Source organism: Amycolatopsis sp. AA4, from assembly GCF_002796545.1.
In the GTDB taxonomy this organism is placed as follows: domain Bacteria; phylum Actinomycetota; class Actinomycetes; order Mycobacteriales; family Pseudonocardiaceae; genus Amycolatopsis.
Genome location: NZ_CP024895.1, coordinates 142,376 through 158,652, shown reverse-complemented (window position 1 = coordinate 158,652; position 16,277 = coordinate 142,376). Strand labels below are relative to the sequence as shown.

14 protein-coding genes are annotated in these 16,277 nt (G+C 71.7%); 3 read left to right on the top strand and 11 right to left on the bottom strand.

Going from position 1 to position 16,277, the window contains the following annotated elements; genetic code table 11:
• Positions 1 to 7 precede the first annotated feature (7 nt).
• A complete protein-coding gene (locus CU254_RS41625) occupies positions 8 to 568 on the bottom strand; it encodes a hypothetical protein (protein WP_050788541.1) in 561 nt (186 codons plus the stop codon).
• A gap of 1,010 nt (positions 569 to 1,578) precedes the next feature.
• Positions 1,579 to 2,952 (bottom strand): hypothetical protein, encoded by a 1,374-nt coding sequence (locus CU254_RS41620; RefSeq protein WP_100267204.1) that lies wholly within the window; start codon positions 2,950 to 2,952, stop codon positions 1,579 to 1,581.
• Between the two features lie 145 nt (positions 2,953 to 3,097).
• On the opposite strand from CU254_RS41620, the gene CU254_RS43510 reads away from it, so the two are divergent.
• Together CU254_RS43510 and CU254_RS41615 are read left to right on the top strand one after the other, a co-directional pair.
• Positions 3,098 to 3,274 (top strand): hypothetical protein, encoded by a 177-nt coding sequence (locus tag CU254_RS43510; protein WP_158688143.1) that lies wholly within the window; start codon positions 3,098 to 3,100, stop codon positions 3,272 to 3,274.
• Between the two features lie 491 nt (positions 3,275 to 3,765).
• Positions 3,766 to 4,233 carry a hypothetical protein gene (locus tag CU254_RS41615; RefSeq protein WP_009086081.1) on the top strand — a complete coding sequence of 156 codons (468 nt, stop codon included), beginning with the start codon at positions 3,766 to 3,768 and terminating at the stop codon, positions 4,231 to 4,233.
• Between the two features lie 126 nt (positions 4,234 to 4,359).
• On the opposite strand, the gene CU254_RS41610 is transcribed toward CU254_RS41615, so the two are convergent.
• Positions 4,360 to 4,731: a hypothetical protein gene (locus tag CU254_RS41610; RefSeq protein WP_009086083.1), complete on the bottom strand. Its 372-nt coding sequence runs from the start codon at positions 4,729 to 4,731 to the stop codon at positions 4,360 to 4,362.
• A 134-nt stretch (positions 4,732 to 4,865) separates the two neighbouring features.
• Positions 4,866 to 6,356, bottom strand: coding sequence for a GGDEF domain-containing protein (locus CU254_RS41605; RefSeq protein ID WP_009086085.1), 1,491 nt, complete (start codon positions 6,354 to 6,356; stop codon positions 4,866 to 4,868).
• A 939-nt stretch (positions 6,357 to 7,295) separates the two neighbouring features.
• Here CU254_RS41605 and CU254_RS41600 point away from each other — a divergent pair.
• Positions 7,296 to 7,733 carry a helix-turn-helix transcriptional regulator gene (locus CU254_RS41600; protein WP_037719161.1) on the top strand — a complete coding sequence of 146 codons (438 nt, stop codon included), beginning with the start codon at positions 7,296 to 7,298 and terminating at the stop codon, positions 7,731 to 7,733.
• 413 nt (positions 7,734 to 8,146) lie between these two features.
• On the opposite strand, the gene CU254_RS41595 is transcribed toward CU254_RS41600, so the two are convergent.
• From CU254_RS41595 to CU254_RS41565, 7 genes are all read right to left on the bottom strand, one after another.
• On the bottom strand, positions 8,147 to 8,806 hold the full coding sequence (locus CU254_RS41595) for a hypothetical protein (protein WP_009086090.1): 660 nt from the start codon (positions 8,804 to 8,806) through the stop codon (positions 8,147 to 8,149).
• 1,026 nt (positions 8,807 to 9,832) lie between these two features.
• Entirely contained in the window at positions 9,833 to 10,108 is a 276-nt protein-coding gene (locus CU254_RS41590; RefSeq protein ID WP_009086093.1) for a hypothetical protein, read from the bottom strand.
• A 231-nt stretch (positions 10,109 to 10,339) separates the two neighbouring features.
• Positions 10,340 to 11,107: a hypothetical protein gene (locus CU254_RS41585; RefSeq protein ID WP_009086095.1), complete on the bottom strand. Its 768-nt coding sequence runs from the start codon at positions 11,105 to 11,107 to the stop codon at positions 10,340 to 10,342.
• A 56-nt stretch (positions 11,108 to 11,163) separates the two neighbouring features.
• Positions 11,164 to 12,135, bottom strand: a complete 972-nt coding sequence (locus CU254_RS41580) for a L,D-transpeptidase (protein ID WP_234392921.1) — start codon at positions 12,133 to 12,135, stop codon at positions 11,164 to 11,166.
• A gap of 92 nt (positions 12,136 to 12,227) precedes the next feature.
• Positions 12,228 to 14,117, bottom strand: coding sequence for a protease pro-enzyme activation domain-containing protein (locus CU254_RS41575; RefSeq protein ID WP_050788543.1), 1,890 nt, complete (start codon positions 14,115 to 14,117; stop codon positions 12,228 to 12,230).
• Between the two features lie 364 nt (positions 14,118 to 14,481).
• The gene (locus CU254_RS43505) at positions 14,482 to 14,892 is read right to left on the bottom strand and encodes a hypothetical protein (protein ID WP_158688144.1); all 411 of its coding nucleotides are present in this window, start codon (positions 14,890 to 14,892) and stop codon (positions 14,482 to 14,484) included.
• 490 nt (positions 14,893 to 15,382) lie between these two features.
• Positions 15,383 to 16,072 carry a hypothetical protein gene (locus tag CU254_RS41565; protein WP_009086103.1) on the bottom strand — a complete coding sequence of 230 codons (690 nt, stop codon included), beginning with the start codon at positions 16,070 to 16,072 and terminating at the stop codon, positions 15,383 to 15,385.
• Positions 16,073 to 16,277 lie beyond the last annotated feature (205 nt).

Here is a 16,277-nt window from a genome sequence, read left to right as displayed (position 1 = left end):
CCCCCGTCTATCCCCCGGTGACGCGCCCCAGCCCCCCTGGCTGCGGCGCGGAATACTGAGGCGGCCTGGCTGGCAGGCCGCCGGCGGGCAACGGCGGACCGGCGCGCGGCGGGAACTCGCGGGGCCGGGGCGGCGCGACGGCTCGGCCGCGCGGCACGACAGCGGACTGAGGATGTGCCGGGTGCGCGGGCACGGAGTACATGCGCCGCAACGCGTCCTGCAGCCGGCGGACCAATTCGGCGACCGGCTTGGGGATCGTCTTGCCCGGCGCGGCTTCCAGCTCCGTCCACTGGCGTTGGTGGAAGACCTGGAGCGTGGCGGTCAGGTGCGGCTCGGCGCTGCGCAGGTGCGATTTCGACGCGCGGCTGATGCCGCCGGGCACCGTGTGCATCACGATCAGGACCGGCGGGCGCGGGCACGCGGCGAGCGCGCGGCCCAGCCGGGCCGTCCCGGCGGCGGTGTTGCTGGTGACCAGCACATCGAGCAGGCCGCCGCGATAGACGCCGAGGTCGCGCACGGGAATCGACAGCTCCGCGTGCACCGCGCGGGCGAACGCGGACGTTCCCACGCCTCCCGCGGTGCCGCCAACCACGAGCGGCCGCTGCCCATCCGTCACGCGTCCCCCCGAACACCGTGTGCCCGCGCTGCGCGCTGGACTGTTGCTGCCGCCCGGATGGGCCACGACGGCAGAAGTCGTTCACTTGGTCAGGTCGCCCGGCGGCGTTCGAGGGGTCCGGCGAACCGGTCACCCTCGCGCCGCCGGACGGCCGCTGCGGTTGCGGGCGGCGATCTCCCCCGATCACCGCCCACCGGTACCCGGGCGACCCGGCCCTCGACGGGCTGAACGCCCCCGATCAACGGCCGAGCCGCCCCGGGCAACGGCTTTCTTGCCTTGCGATCCCACGGAAGGCGCGTCGCGCCCGCGGCCGGGGCGGGAGCCGGTCCTGCGCGTCGCCGCGTGTGCGTCGCAGGAGACTCTCTCGCCCCGTTGATCACTCTCCGTGCCTGAGCGGCGCTCAGGCGGCTAACCGTGATCCGCGTTCTTCTGTTCGACCTGCTTTTGCGGTCCCCCCACAAGGTCGACCAGTCAGTTACTCCGAGTTACCGCCTTCTCCTTTGAGGAGATGATCCACATGTACCCGGTCGCAGAGTGTGACACCAGCTCTCCGGCTAACTACAGTTAATCTATCACCCGTTTGGCCGATCCTGCCACACGCCTTAATGACTTTGCGTAATGCTCGCCTTCGAGGAGCGAGAGCGCGGGTTCGCGCGATGGGGCGACGTGCGGACGACCACGGACCAGGTCGGCGGTGTCGGAGGAGGAGCACGAGGCGGTTCGCGCGTCGTCGCGGCGGCGCGGAAGGACTGGGCGGGGATCGGGGTACTCGCCGATCCCCAGGCCGCGCTGGCATTGCTGGCACCGTACCCGTTGTTCTACGGTGCGACGCCTGCGTGGCCGCAGACCGTCGGTACTCGGCACTGCCCGGGACCGGGGCCCCGCGCGGGCGGCAAACCGTCGTGCCGGAGATTTCCAGCGGCCTGTCCTCGACGGCTGTCGTGCGCGGCGGAACGCGGGCGCTAACCGATGTGGCCGCCGTCCCGCAGGACGACCTCCAGCGCGGGGTACAGGTAGTAGCTGTCGTTTTCCTCGGACAAGTCCTTGATCTTCGTGAGGAAGTCGACGAACGCCGTCGCCCGGATCGTCCCGAGGCGGGCGGTGGTGCGGAACAGCGCTACCGCCAACTCGGGCATCTGTGCGGCCCTGCGGCACTCGTGGTTGTCCGCCCACGCCGTCAGGGCGGCGTGGAGATCGTCGAGGGAGAGGAAGGGACTGTGCTGGACGAGCAACTGGCCGGCTTGCTCCCCGATGCGGAAGCTTCCGGCTTCCTTGAGGAACCCGAGCACTTCGGGGAGGAAGTAGCGATGGGGGCGTGCCGCGACGACGTTCATCCGGTGCAGCTGGGGCAGGGAGGAAAAACGCTGTTCGAGATCGGGGAACCGTTCCCTCGCGTAGGTGCTGGTGACGACGGCGAGGACTGACGCGGTGTCGGCGGGAAGCGGGTCCCAATGCCCGGCAGCGATGGTCGGGCTCAGCAGGATCTGGAACTTCTTGCGGAGCGGTTCGTCCACAATGTCCCAGAAGAAGTCCTCGTCGCAGAGACGCATGAGTGCGCGAAGCTGCTTGTCGCCCTCCAGCGTCTCGAATTCGCCGCGCTGCGTCGCTACGGCTGAACGGACAAGCTCCCTGTCGCGTTGCGCGAACGCCAGCAGCACGAAAGCGGACCTGTAGGCGTACTCGACGGCCGGCAACCGGTTCTCGGGATCGAGTTCGCGGAGAGCGTGTTTCGCGGCGAACTTGGCGATGTTGGTCCGGGCGGCCGTGCGAACGCGGTCGAAGAAGTTGGCCTGGACGAGGGAGACCACCGGCACGAACGAAGGGTCGCAGGTGTAGTTGATGTACTGCTCGAGGATTTTCCCGCCTTGCGTGGGGGGATGGGTCAGCAGCGTTGTCAGCGCGACAGCCAGGTGCGCGCGTGCGACTTCGGGCTGCGGCTCGTACGCTTCGCCGAAACTCCGCAGGGACGGGTGCACGCAGAGGTTGCGGTCCTCCCGGATCCGTTCGAGCTCGCGCTGGCCGATCGGGTCGATCAATTCGAACTGCGCCGCCTTGCTCAGCAGGCCGGCTTCGATGTTCTGCATGGCCTTGACGCCGTCCGGGCTGACGCCCTTCTCCTGAGCGCCGGTCACGCTGGCGCGGAAGGCAACCGCTGCGCCATCGCCGGAGTCCGCGAGCTGGATGAGCTTGGCGATGATGTCGGCGGTTACCGCGGTCCAGGTCGCCGCGATGCTCGCGCGGATGGCGCCGGAGGTGTAGCAGCGCCAAGCTTCCTCGGCAAGCGGCCTGGTGTCCGGGCTCCAGACCCGCGCGATCAGGCTCTCGACATCCGCCACCGGCAATCCCCTCGTTCGACGCGTGAGGGAAGGCTAGTCGAGGTTCCCGCGCGTGCTCGGGAACCTCGGCGCCGCCGGAGGCATTCCAGTGACGCCGCACCGCTTCGGACCCTCTCGCGGAAGAGGCTGTGGTGCTAGCTACTGGGTGAACCCGGCTTTTGTCAGCGCCCTGATCAGCGTCGTGACGGCGACGGTCGTGACCCTGGCCATCGAGTTCGCCGCGAAGCCGCGGCTGGAAGCGCGCAAGGACCCCGAATCGTGTCCGCGCATCGGGAGGTTCGCGCGGTGCGCGCAAACCTCGCTGAGCTGGGCCACCAGTTGATGCAGGCGCGGATGACCGTCGGCACGCGCCTGCTGCCCGATCGCGAGACCTCACACCGGATCGCCTCGTTGGCGCAGGAGGCCCATCGGCAGGCGGCGAGCGCGGAGAACGCGATCCCGCGCGGAACGCGCTCCGCAACATCCGGCACTACTGCGAACTGGTGGCCAGCCACCCGGGCGCCGACGACTACGCCGCCCGCTTCGCGACGATCAAGGACCGCCTGGAATCCGCTGACCGCGAGCGAAGCAAGGCCGAGCGCCTGTAGTCGATGCCCCGCTGGAAGTTCTGGCAGCAGAAGGCCGCCCTCGCGGCGACGTACGAGGCCCCAGAAATTGCCGCCGCTGAAGAACTTCGCCAGATGACCCGCGCCCGGATCCACGCCGCCGCGCCGGCGAGGCCCGGGGGCGCACGCCGCGAAGGGGGGAGAACGCGCCGCCTTGGCGTTAACGTAGGGCGCACCGGGGCACGGTCTGGACAAAGGGGGATCAGACATGTCGCAGATCGGACCGGACGGACCGGACGGACCGGACGGGCCGGTGCCGGGAATGACAGGGCCGAGCGGCCGTTACGAGCGGCTGATGGACGCGCGCGCCCGCAGCGACCGTCGACGCCGGTGGGCCGTCGCGGGTTACGTCCTGGCACAGCTCGCCGTGGTCGTTGTTGTCGTCGCCCACGGCTTGCCGCGCACGGGCGTGGTGTTCGCGGGCATCGCCGTTGTCTCCGGCCTTGCGCTGCTCGGCGCGATCGGATTCGGCTACTTCCTCGGGGAACGGGCTGCCGTCGGCGAGTGGGATCGGTCCGAAGCTCTTGCCCTGGGCGGGCACGAGCGGTCAGGGATCGGACGACGTCCGGGGCGGGGACGGCCGCTCGGCGGCCCGTGGCGCGGGCGCCGCGCGGCGAGGAGCGCCGGCGGCTCCGGCGATCCGCTTGCTGCCGCTGCCGATTCGCCGCCGACGTGACGAGGTTTTCCTGCTAGCTCCGCAGCGGGGACGGCTGTGGGCGCAAAGCGTTCGGCGCCGACTGCGCTGCCGAACGGTCGGAGCCCGGGCCAGCCGAAGGGTTTCGCGCTGGTGCTGGGCTCCCGGTCAGGAAGGTTCCGACCGCGGCGTCGTCTCCGCCGCGCACGCGGTTGATTGGTGACCGGTCCGTGCCGCCATTCCGGCGATCTTCCGTGCTCGCAGCCGAGGTTGCCGTTTCGGTGCCGTCGTTGACCGCAGACGGTTCATCAGGCGGACGTACTGCGAGTTGAACCCGAAACAGACGGCCGTGACGAGCGCGAACCAGCCTGCGGCCCACATCGCCGAGGATGCGGTGGCGCCGGTGACTGCCCAGAAGGCGACAGCGGCGGGCACCAGGTACCAGACATCGCGCAGCGTCAAGCGAAGGGCTTCGCGATGCCCGACCCGCTGTGCCGGGTTGGCGTTCACCCGGGTGTTTCCCCCTTCTCCCGTCTCCATGACCTGGACGCTCTATTTGACCATGCCGGGCAGCGACCCGACCGGCTCTCGCGCACCGGTCCCGGCGCCCGGAGAAACGCCGCGCCGGGACCGGTCCGCGTTCTGGGAGTCCGGCCGTTCGTCCGCCCGGCGTGCTAGCTGTTCCTCGCGAGCGCCGGGCGTTCGCTGTGCGCCGTCGGGATGCGGTGCGGCCCCTCGCCCGCGCGGGGAACGAGCATGGCCAGCGCGACGACCTGGTTGCGTCCGTTCTGCTTGGCGACTTCGAGCGCTTGGTCGGAGTAGCGTTCCAGCGCGGCGATGTCGGTGCCCTGTTCGGGCGAGGTTGCGACGCCGATCGAGATGGTGCACCGGGGAAGCCCGTCGTGTCCGAGCCGGATCGTGTCGCCGCCGGCCGGGTTGACGACCTTGGTCTCGAGTTTCTCGACCGACCGGCGGATCCGCTCGGCGATGTCGACGGCTTTGGTCCACTCGGTTCCCGGGAGGACGACGGCCATTTCCTCGCCGCCCGTCCTCGCGAGGATGTCCCCGGCGCGTGTCTCGGTGCGCAGCACCGTCGCCACGGCCTCGAGCACTTTGTCGCCGCCGGGGTGGCCGATGCGGCTGTTCCACCACTTGAAGCGGTCGATGTCGAGCATCAGCATGGTGGTGGGCTGGCCGTTGGCATGGTCGAGGTCCACCGCCGCGGCGGCGAGCGCGTCGAATCCGCGCCGGTTCAAGAGCCCGGTCCGGGCGTCGGTCAGGGCGTCGGTCCGGTGTTTCTTGCTTTCGGTTTCCAGCGCCGCGATGCGTCCGATGCTGCGGGTGTCGTAGACGGCGACGGCGAGCATGCCTGCCAAGGCCGGGGCCGGGAGCGCGACGGCCACCAGCGCGACGGCCATGCCCAGCAGCAGGGTGTGCAGGATCAGCTTGTTGTCGTCCCGGCTGCCGATCGTGTCGGCAAGTCGCCATTTGCCCCAGCGGATGCCGCGGTAGATGCCGATCGGCACCGCCTCGGCCAGGAAGTAGACCGCGACCGCGGCGGACATCAGCGCCAGCGCTCGTAGCCCGGTGCCGGCGTCGAAGGTTACTGCCGCGCCGCTGAGCCAGGTGGGAGCGTCGATGAGGTCCCGGACCGTGCTCGCGCCGACGACCGCGAGCACCACTGTGGCGGTGGTGCTGGTCCACAGCCCGAGCGGTTTGCGGGCGACGAAGAACCGGCGGCTGCGCACGATCAGGACCAGCGCGATCGCCATCGGCGCCGGAAGCACCAGCGCCGCGGCGGAGGACCAGATTCCGTTCTGGTCGACGAATTCGACCAGACGGCGTTCCTGGCGGACGGCGCGCCGTCGTTCCTCAGACGGCCGGGTCAGCGCCATGTGCGCGAGCGCGGCGGCGGTGATCAGGGCGAACAGCAGCCAGTGGTGCAACTGTGGCGTGCCGGATCTCAACACTGCCCAGGCCACGGCGGCCAGTCCGGCCAGGTCGATCAGCAGGACCGAGGCGATGGTCGGTCTGCTCAGCGACCGCAGTGCGTCTTTTGACCGGTATTTGTCATCCGACCGCGCTTCCGTCGGTTTCCAGGCTCGTGACAGGCTAGTTACCGCCATTCCGATCCCCCCTGATGTGCGACAGGCGCAGCCACCCACGACCTGCCGCTCTCACCTCGCGCTTCGGGGCCGACGAGCAGCGGAGGTGAACTTTGTGCTGCTTCGCGAGCCGAAACCGGGCCGCCTTCTGGGGTGAACGCGCCTGCCCGGCACCGAACCGCCTTCTTCTCCGGGCCCGTCGAGCCTCGGATGCGAGATCGCATCCGAAAGGAGGCCCCGCTATGCGCCGCGACCGCGACATGTGAACGATCAAATACAGCCTGCAACTGTCACTCCCCTTGACAACAGGTCCATCCGAGTCGTTTTTCTGGTGCGCTCGTTAACTCAGAGGAGGCACATCATGCGCGACCGTGACATGTGATCCCCCTTCCCCTCGCCGAGTCCCGGCGTCGATCGGACGACGATCGCCCCCGTGGAAAGGTCCGCGCTGCAGAGGTTGCCGCAGCCGCGTCCGCGGCACGCGACAGCCAACCTGTGCCGGGATAGGAGAAGAGGTGCTCGGCGATCAGGACGCCAGCACCCCGGGTCTTTTGCCCTCGGCCCGGTCCGTGACGTCCGACGTCGCGGACCGGGCACGGCGGCAGGGATGCGACCGAGACCGAACAAGCCCGCGAGGCGCCGGGCAGGGCGGCGAACCGGCGCGACCGCCCCGGGCCCTCGCCCAGCACGCGCCGCGTGAACTCGCTGCCGTTTCCGGGCAGCACGATGCGGTCCCCCACTTTGGTCCCCCCGGGCCAGCGGAATTAACTGCAGTTAACTTCGTCCGTCACTGTAGGACAGGCAGGGCGCGTGCGGCGACTCCCCCACGCAGACCACCCGTATGGACTAGCCGTGTAACGTAGGGTGACGAAACTGGGGATGATCGGCGGGTTTCGACTACCGTTGGGCTTGCTTGTGGCACCCACCTATCGGGTCTCTGCGCTGCAAAGGCCGGTAGCCACACCAAAAGGGATGATGTCAATGTCTGATTCTGGGGGGATGTCCCCGCCGACAGGCGAGCTGCGCGAGGCGGACGCTGCCGACCCGGTCCTGACGCAAAAGATCAACAAACTGTTCGCCACGATCCGCCCCGGCGGAGGGTCGCAGGCGTACACCAACAAAGAGATCGCCGACCGCGTCGGCGTCACCGACTCCTACATCCACTACCTGCGGCGCGGAAAGCGCGTCAACCCGTCGGACCGCCTGCTCCGCAACCTCGAGAAGTGCTTCGGCGTCGAACGCGGCTATCTCGACCCGCAGGCAGACCCGGTGCTCGAGGGGAAGGTCGATCGCCAGTTGGCCATGCTCGAGGGCCTGCGGGAACATCTGCCCGTGCTCGATCGCCTGCGGGAGCGGGGAGTGCTGGGGGAAGTGCTGCAAGAGTGCGTGCTCCGGCTGGAATCGCGCGACGCCGACGACGGTCCGCGCCCGAACTGAGCGCATTCGCGCGCCGCCGTCGCCCGGACGGCGACGGCGGCGGCGGCGCGGCGACCGACCCTGCCCCTCGCGGTGCCGGGCACACCTGTCCAGGGGCCCCGGCTCGCGTGTTGTCGGCGTAACCGGGCTCTTGCACGCGGAGCGTGCCCTTCCCGACTTGCGCAACCTGACCGGTCCTTTTGCCGCGAGCAATCTCCGCCAGATCTCCCCGCGTCGAGGTCACGACCGGAGATCGCGGCGGTGCGCCGTTGCCGTGGGTGAGAAAGCCTCGCCCCGTCTGCCTGGTCCTGCGGCATGCGGGGCACGGCTGGGAGTGCGGGGCCGCGCAGCGCGACCATCACGATCATCCCCCACGCGCCGGGTCGGGGTTCGCCCTCGTGCGACCGACGCGTCGCCCTGCCCCTGCCCGGCTTTTACCCGAGGACGGTGTCGCCGTCGGACCAGGCGCCGGCGTCGGCCGGCACCGGTCGGCGGCCGCCGCTGATGGGAGACCATCGCGGCGTGCAGACCAGGCCGGCGTGGTCGCGCTCCACGAGCGCGCCGGCCGCGAGGGCGTCGTCCTGGGTCCGGAACGCGCGGCTTTCCGCTCGTTGGGCCTCGCGCAGCAGGAGGTCCGGCGTTCCGGGGCGGCTGAGCCGCAGCACCCATCCGCCAGGCCAGGCCGGGTGCGGTTCGGTGACTTGCTGCCCCAGGGCGGTCATCACGGTGAGCAGGTCGTCGAGCTGGCGGTCGATCACGCGGTCGGTGCCCGCTCGCGGCCGGAGCTTCCGGTGGTGTCCGCGGAGTTCGGCGACGGTGGCCGCGAGTCCGTCGACGCCGACGCGCTCGCGGCGGCAGGCGCGGAGACTGGCCGGCCGGAATGCGGCGGGGAGTTCGGCGGCGAGGATCACGGCGGTGTCGCTCACGCAGCTGGGGTGCTCGCCGTGGGCGGCCAGGAGCTGTCTGGTCTCGGCGGCGAGTTTCCCGACGGCCCGGGAGGTGCTGTCGTAGGAGCGGACGGCTTCGTAGGCGAGGGCTTTCACCCAGTGGTCGTAGTCGTCCCACAGCGCGTCGACGGATGCCGTGTCGCGCATGGGCTTCCTCCCCTGGTCACGCGGACCCTCGATGGGGCCGGTCGCGATGCGGGTGCCGGTTAGCCCGTTCGGGTGCGCTGTACCGGTGAGGCTAACCCGCGTCGCCGGACGGCGCCACGAAACCGCTCTCGTCCGGCTGCGCGTCGTCGTCGATGTCTCGGATCCCGTTGAGCTGACGCCGCACTCCCGCCGGTCGCGGCCGCCTGGACCCGCCGCCGGGCCGCGCCGCGTCCGCCCTGCGACGTTGCCGGCGCGTCCGGGGGTGGGTGCGCAGCCACCGTCCAGTTCAGCAGGAACCGCAGGAACGTGAGCTTTTCCCGGTCCCAGGCTCGTTCATCCGTTCGATCAGGCGGCTCATGCTGTCGACGCTGGCGGGCATCGGCGCGTCGAGTGCTGCCATGGCCCAGGCATCGGCCTGGAGCTCGGTGTCGCGGGCGATGGGTACGTGCGCAGGTGGCACAGCGCTGCGGCGATCGCCGCAGCGGCGGGCGCGGCCGCGGGAACACCGGGCAGGGGCGTCGTTGCAGGGCCTGGCAAAGAAAACGCGAGCAGCGCACCGGGCCAGGCCAATGCCCGCGCGAGCGCGGCGCAGGCCGTCCGCGCGCGACGCCAGCGGCGATCGCCGCAGGTGCGATTAGTCGCCGAGCACGGCGGGGGCGATCTCGTGCCCGAGGACGAACCGGCCGCGTCCGGGTCGGTCTTGAACCGCGACGGCTTGGCGTTGACCCACGCCAGCGGGAGTCCGCTGGGCAGGTGCCGGAACAGCAGTGGGTTTCCACTCGGGGACCGCAGGCCAGCTCCAGCCGCACCGACGCGCGGGACGCCAGTTCGCTGCCCGCGCGGCCCCGCCAGACCGGCACGGGCGGGAACCTTCATCGGCCGTCCGGCTTCGACCGGCCATGCGGCCACCGGATCGACGAACTCCGGCATCTCGTCCGGCCCCCCAGTGCCAGGCTCCGCACGGTTGGGCGTCGTCGCCGCGCGGCATCGCCCGCCGGAGGTCGGCGCCGGGCATCCGCGGGCCAGTCACCGCGGCGGTGTCCTGCGCTTCGGTCGCTTTCGCGGCCGTCGCGGCCGGACGGTGCCGGGCCGGGTCGACCGGTCCAGGGCGGACAGCACGATCCCGGCCAGCGCGAGGACCCCGAGCGCGGCCCAGGTCGCCGCCGGGATCCACGGCAGTTGCGCGAGGGCTGTCAGGCAGCCGACGAGGCGTTCGCCGAGCCGGGTGCCGGGCGGGACGATCAACGCCGCCGTCGCGATGACGAGCGCTGCCAGGCTGATCACGGTCGGCGATGTGCGCATGTCTCCACCTCCCGTGTCCCGCTGTGTGCACGGCGCTTGTCCCCCGCGCCCGGGGACGGCGCGACCCTGCCGGAGCAGGTCTGCGGAGGGAGCCGGGATCCCGACACCGGTCTGTGCGTGTCCCCCCGGGTCGCGGATGCGCCGGTTTGCCGCGCGGCGCGCGGCTGCAAAGAGGCGTGGCCTGCCCGAGCCTGTGGTAGTCGGGCAGGCCACGCGGGCCGGGTGGCTGCGTCAGCCGGTGACCGGCTGGTGGCCCGGCTTCGGCTGCGGCGCCGGGGCGGGCTTGGGCGTCGGGGCGCCGCCGTGCCGTGTGCCGGGTTTCCCGCCTGCGGCGGGCTTGCCCGGGGCGTGTTGCCCGCCGGTGGGCTTGCCCGGACCGGGCTGGCCGGGATCGGGCTTGCCCGGACCCGGGTCGTGGGTCGGCGGGTTGGTGGGCGGGTTCGTCGGGGAGTTGGTGGGCGGGTTGGTGGGCTTGGTGCCGCAGGACACGACGGCGACGAGGGCGGTTTCGGACCCGCCGTCCGCGCCGGTGAGCGTGACGATCGCGCCGGTCGCCTTGCCGCCGGAGACCGAGCCGTAGGTGACGGTGAGGGTGTCGGAGAGCTTCACCGTGCCGGTGCGTCCGGCGGAGGCCTTGCCGTCGGTGCAGGTCGTCGAGACCGGTCCGATGGATTTGCCGCCGACGGTCACGTCCGCGACGGTGGCCGAGGCGGTGCCCGCTCCGGCTTTCACGCTCAGTCCCTTGGCTTTGACGACGCCGGTCTGGGACCGGACGGACCCGAGCGAGTCGGACGCGACCGCTCCGGCCGAGCGCACCGACGGCTGGGCGGTGAGGCCGTCGGTGCCGCTGGCGGAGACGCCGTAGGCGGTGGAGGCCTCGGCGGCCGAGGCCTGCCCGACGCTGCCGACGACGATCCCGGTGACGCCCGCGGCGAGCACCGAGCCTCCCGCGAGCGCCGCGAGCATCGCTCGCGGCTTGATGGTGGTGGTGCGGACCATTTCTCCCCCTTGCTGTTCGGCCGCCCGTGGACGGGCGGGGCCGGTGATTGGCGAATTCAGCGGATCAGCACCGGAGTGCCGAGCGGCACGTCGCGGCTGATGGTGGTCAGGGCGTCGGGCGGCACCCGGATGCAGCCGTCGCTCGAGGATTTGCCGTAGACCCCGTCGGTGGGCCAGGTGTGGACGGCGATCGTTCCGGGGCCGCCGCCGTAGGTGGTGTAGGTGTCGGAGTGCATCGACAGCGGCAGCACGATCGGGCTGAACGTCGGCTTGGTGTCGCGGATGGACGCGAGGACGAACGCCCGCCCGGCGGGCGTGGGCGAGACGGGTTTGCCGACCCCGACGGTCCAGGTGCGGACGGTCGCGCCGTCCTTGACCAGCTCCAGCCGGTAGGCGGCGCGGTCGACGCGCAGCACGTACGGGGTGCGGGCCTCGTCCACGCGCGGGTCGTCGCGGTAGAGCCAGGCGGCCGAGCCGTTGGGGCGGCCGGGCAGCAGCACCATTGCCCAGCCGGGCTGTTCGCCGATTACCGGGACCCATGTGTCGGAGCCCAGTTGCGTCGGCGGCAGCGCAGCGATCGCGGCCGCGCCGGGCGCGCGGTAGAGCGGCACGGCGGTCTTCGGGTGCAGGACCAGCCCGCCGGGCTGCTGGTCCGGCGCCGGGTCCTTCGGTGCCGTCGGCAGGTCGGCGAAGGTGGTCTCCTGCGGCAGCGCGGCCAGTTCGGCGCCGGTGACCGAGGCCGGTGCGACGACCTGGTCTGTCTCGGCGGCGGTGTCGGTCGCGTCCGCTGCGGCAGCGGCGGCCGGGGCGTTCGGGGCCGGGGTGTCGGCGCGGGAGGCGACCGCGACCGCGGTCAGCGCGGCCGCTGCGGCGGCGGCGACGAGCAGCGCCAGGATCCGGACGCGTCCCCGCCCGGCAGGGCGGGGCGGCTGCTCGTCGGCCCGGCTGTCGGCGTCGCCGCGATCGGCGGTGCTGTCGCCGCCCGGGTTCTCGTGCTCGTCCGGATCGGGCATGCGGTGCTTCCCCACGATTGCTCCCCCCAGTGTGCGGATGGTCGGGCCGGTCGGGAGGGGCGGTGCGGCGGATCGGGGCCGCCGCACCGCCCGCTCCTGCGGCGCGGCTACTTCTTGGCGAAATTCGCCACGAAGTCGCCGTTCGGGGTGCCGAGACCGGCGACGTAGTCGAATCCTGGCGCGGACTGGATCGACTGGGGCTTGTCGTCGACGTCGATCAGCTCGTCGCGGCCCTGGGCGTCGCGGGTCCAGATCCCGGCCTTCTGCGGGGTCACGTCCGTGAGCCCGGCCTTGAGCTTGTAGAGGGCGGGGTTCATGTGGCCGAGGCGGCTGACGCCGCGGGCCTGCTGGGCGTCGGCGAAGATCCCGGCCATGATCGGCGAGCCGAGCGAGGTCCCGCCCATCGGGCCCTTCTTGCCGCGCATGACGACGGTCATGCCGGTGTAGGGGTCGGAGATCGCGGAGACGTCGGGGATGGCGCGCTTGCCCTGCGCCGAGGAGGGCACGACGCCCTTCTGCCAGTCCGGGGCGTCGTAGATCGCGGAGACCCCGCCGCCCGCGCCGGCGACGAACCGGCCGCTCGCGCCGGTCTTCGGGACCCACGTGCCGCCGGACAGGGTGTTGGCGGCCGATTCCCAGCCGCTGGTGAACGCGACCTTGTTGTCCTGGCCCAGGGCGACGGTGGTGCCGCCGACCGAGGTGACCCAGGGCGAGGAGACCGGGAAGTTGACGCCGGGTTCGCGGGTGCCGTTCGAGTCGTCGCCCGCGTCGCCGGAGGAGAACAGGATCGCCTGGCCCTGCACGGCGGCCTGGATCGCGATGTCCTCGAACTGCTCGCGGGTGGCCTGGGAGATCTCGTTGTCCCGCGCGGTCGAGGACCACGAGTTGGTGATGATCCCGGCCTTGTTGTCCGCGACGGCGCGGTTGAGCCCGTCGTATGCGCTGCAGTCTTTGGACGCGTACCAGATGAACTTCGCGGCCGGGGCCGTGGCCTTGACCGCCTCGGCGTCCATGGTCTCTTCGTGGTTCCAGCCTTCTTCGCCGTCGCCGCCCTGGCAGTTGGCCGGCAGGCCGCCGGAGGCGTCGGTCGTGTACTGGCCGGGCGCGGGCGGGGTGCCGCCCGCTTCGGCCGCCCACTGGGTCACGTCCTCGACGAGGGTCTTGGACGCATAGACGCCGGTGGCGGCGATGGTCTGCCCGGCGCCGGTGTTGGCGTCGGTCAGCCCGTAGATCGCGCGGACCTGCCCGGCGCCGTAGCCGCAGATCTGGTTGCTCTGCCGCCCGGCGGGGTATTTCTGCGGGACGTCGGCGTTGTTCTGCTCGCCCCAGTACCGCGAGCAGTACTGGCTGGACGCGGCGGCGCTCGGCGCGGTCGGCGCCGCGCCGGGCTTGCGGTGCGGGGACGCGGTGACGGCGCGGTCGCCGTCGTCGAGCCCGAGCACGGCCGTCACGGCGGGGCGCACCGCGCGGGGCAGCGTCACCTCGCCCTCGGGAGCGGCCAGCGTCAGGCCGCCCTTGCGGTAGGCGGCGAGCCTGGTGCCGAAGGCGTTCTGCAGCTGGTCGACCGACCCGCGCGCGGTCACGAAGTGCCGGTTCGCCGACACGTCGCCGACCTGCAGACCCTGCGAGCGCAGCCAGTCCTGGACCTGGCGCACGGTCTCGGCGGCCGGGCCGAACCGGTCGAGGAACTGCTGCGGGCTGATGAACTTCCGGTACTGCGCGGACCCCGGTGTGGTGACCGCCTTCGCCAGCGCCTGCGCTCCGGCCGGGTCGCGCAGGCCGAGTGCCACCCGGACTTCGCGCTGCTGGCCGCCGTCGATGTCGGCGACTTTCGCCTGCGGCGCGGCCCACGCCGGATGGCTGCCCGCGACCGCGGTGCGGTCGGACTCCCCCGGGTGGCCGGCGAGCCCTTGCGCCGAGACCGGCGCGGCCGCCAGCCCGGCGAGCACCGCGGCCCCCGCCATCACGCCCGCGATGCGGGCTGATCGCACTGCCATACGTTTTCCCCCGTGTTCTCGTGTTGCATTCGTGGCGGCACCGGATGGTGCGAATGAGCGACAGCGGCAGTGGTTCAGGAAAGCGAAAAAACGACGGCGGAAACAGTTCTCTTCCGCCGGCCGATCCCCCTGCTAACTCTTTCCCTCATCCCCCGGTGTGGACCGAACTCCCCTGCCGGTCCGTCTGAACTGGCCTTATGGCGCTGTTCGTTGCAGAGCTTCGCAGTCTGCCGAGGTGCAGTCAACACTTTCCCGTGAAATTGTGCACTACATTTTCCCTGAACTGAAAGGCGTTTTTCCGGGTATGCCGAAAGCCGGTCCGATGGGTGTCGAACCGGTTTATCGGCGGTCTGCGGAATGGCGGTCAGCGCACGGGAAGAGCCTCCGTGAGCACGAATGCGCGGTAGGAGCCGCAGGCGGTGGTGTCCTGCGCGGTGTCGACGTACCCGCGCACCCGCAGCCGCTGCTGGACAGGGCGCTCGCCGCGCTCGGCCTGCGCGCGCAGAACCTGCGCGGGCGGACCGGTGAGACGAAAGATCTGGGTGCGCCCGCTCGGCGCCGGGGCCTCCATCCTCATGCAGCCGGGACGAGGGTCGGCCCAGCGGACCTCGACGACGGTTTCGACCACGGGTCCGCGCGCGTCCGGGGGCGGCACCGACACGGGGCTGGCGCCCGGACCCGCCGGGGACGAGGACGAACCGCAGCCGCCGAGGGCGGCCGCGGCTGCGGCCAGCGCGCATAGCGCCGCGCCGCGGCGGAGTCGAGGTGGGGCCACGTTCACAAGGAATGCCTTTCTCCTGCGGGCAAAGCAGCCGGTTCCGCCGCGTCGGGTCCGCGTGGGCGACGCGGCGGAACCGGCACGGCCGGGCGCGTGCTGCGCTGGGGTCGCAGTCGCCGCCCGCGGCCGGTCTCTCTCCCGGACCCCCAGCCCGGGAGAAAACTCAGCAAGATCTGGTGCGGGCCGGTCTCGCCGCGTCCCGGGATGCCCATCCGGCGGGACACGGCGAGACCGGTTCGGCTGCTTCGTCGCCGCGACTGGGGAGGGCGGCCCCTGAGGTGCGGGTCGCGAGGGTGTCGCGGCAGCAGCCGGTCCGAATTCCCCCGGGGAACGTCGGGCTTCCCGGGGAACCGTCAATTCGCGGGCGCGCGGCCGCGCGAGCCGACGTCCGGGCGTCCGATGCGGACGGTCCCGGACTGTCGTGCACGAGCTGCCAGGCAACGCGGTCGCGGGCAGAGCCTCCGCCCGCGAATTGACGGAAGAGCGCTCATGCCGCCGACCGGGCCCCCGGGCCGAATTCGACGGGCACCAGGTGCGCGTCGCCGGGCGGGCCGACGAGCGGGTACTCCCACCACGTGTGCTCCCAGTCGCCGACCTGCCAGCCCAGCGGAGTCACCGGCGCCGGCAGTTTCCTCTTGCCCCGCGAGGTCGCCGGGCGAGCCGGACGCACGGGCCGCCCGGCGTCGGGCGGCGGCTCGACGACGGACGAGGAGTTCGTGGTCAGGATGCCCGCGACCGCGGCCCACGCCCGGTCGGTGAGGCGGCCCACGACCCCGGCTCCGTAGACCACGAGGGCCAGGTCGCCGTCGAACTCCTCGATCTGGACGTCCAGACAGAGGTGGTAGCCCAGTGCGGCGAGCCGGTGCTTGGCGTCCCACAGCTCCGGGACCGCCGGCGCGCCGTACTGCTGGCGGTGCTCGAACAGGCCGGGTTCGGCGTGGTGCAGGGACTCGTAGTCGACGTGCTCGCACACGGTGCGCGCCACCGGCGAGATCGCCCACGGCGACACCGACGGGCGGACGTGGAAGTCCAGCTGCTGCGCGAGACCGTCCGGAACCAGGGCCTGGCCGGGATCGAGACGTCCCCCGCAGGCCCCCGGCTCGGGCAGCCAGACCAGCGGTCCTCCTCCGGGACCTACGGGCGGTTGCGCCCCGTCCGGTCCTGTGGTCGTGCTCAAGGATCCCCCCTCCTTGGGACCGCGGAGCTGCCCCGGCGACCGGCCGGGAAGCGACGGCGAACACGTTCCGTGACGCCGGTTCCCGGTAGCCGGAACAGGCTTCGAACGCGTCCTCCGCGGTGGAGCGGATCCCCCGACCCGTCCTCGCCCCGCTGGGCGTCAGCTAACCACAATGATGACCCAACGTCACGATCACGAGAAGAAA

Excerpts from the sequence above, each read along its gene's own strand:
- CU254_RS41615 (WP_009086081.1), top strand. The coding sequence starts at position 3,766 with ATGTCGCAGATCGGACCGGACGGACCGGACGGACCGGACGGGCCGGTG.
- CU254_RS41610 (WP_009086083.1), bottom strand. The coding sequence starts at position 4,731 with ATGGAGACGGGAGAAGGGGGAAACACCCGGGTGAACGCCAACCCGGCA.
- CU254_RS41600 (WP_037719161.1), top strand. The coding sequence starts at position 7,296 with ATGTCCCCGCCGACAGGCGAGCTGCGCGAGGCGGACGCTGCCGACCCG.
- CU254_RS41595 (WP_009086090.1), bottom strand. The coding sequence starts at position 8,806 with ATGCGCGACACGGCATCCGTCGACGCGCTGTGGGACGACTACGACCAC.
- CU254_RS41590 (WP_009086093.1), bottom strand. The coding sequence starts at position 10,108 with ATGCGCACATCGCCGACCGTGATCAGCCTGGCAGCGCTCGTCATCGCG.
- CU254_RS41585 (WP_009086095.1), bottom strand. The coding sequence starts at position 11,107 with ATGGTCCGCACCACCACCATCAAGCCGCGAGCGATGCTCGCGGCGCTC.
- CU254_RS41575 (WP_050788543.1), bottom strand. The coding sequence starts at position 14,117 with ATGGCAGTGCGATCAGCCCGCATCGCGGGCGTGATGGCGGGGGCCGCG.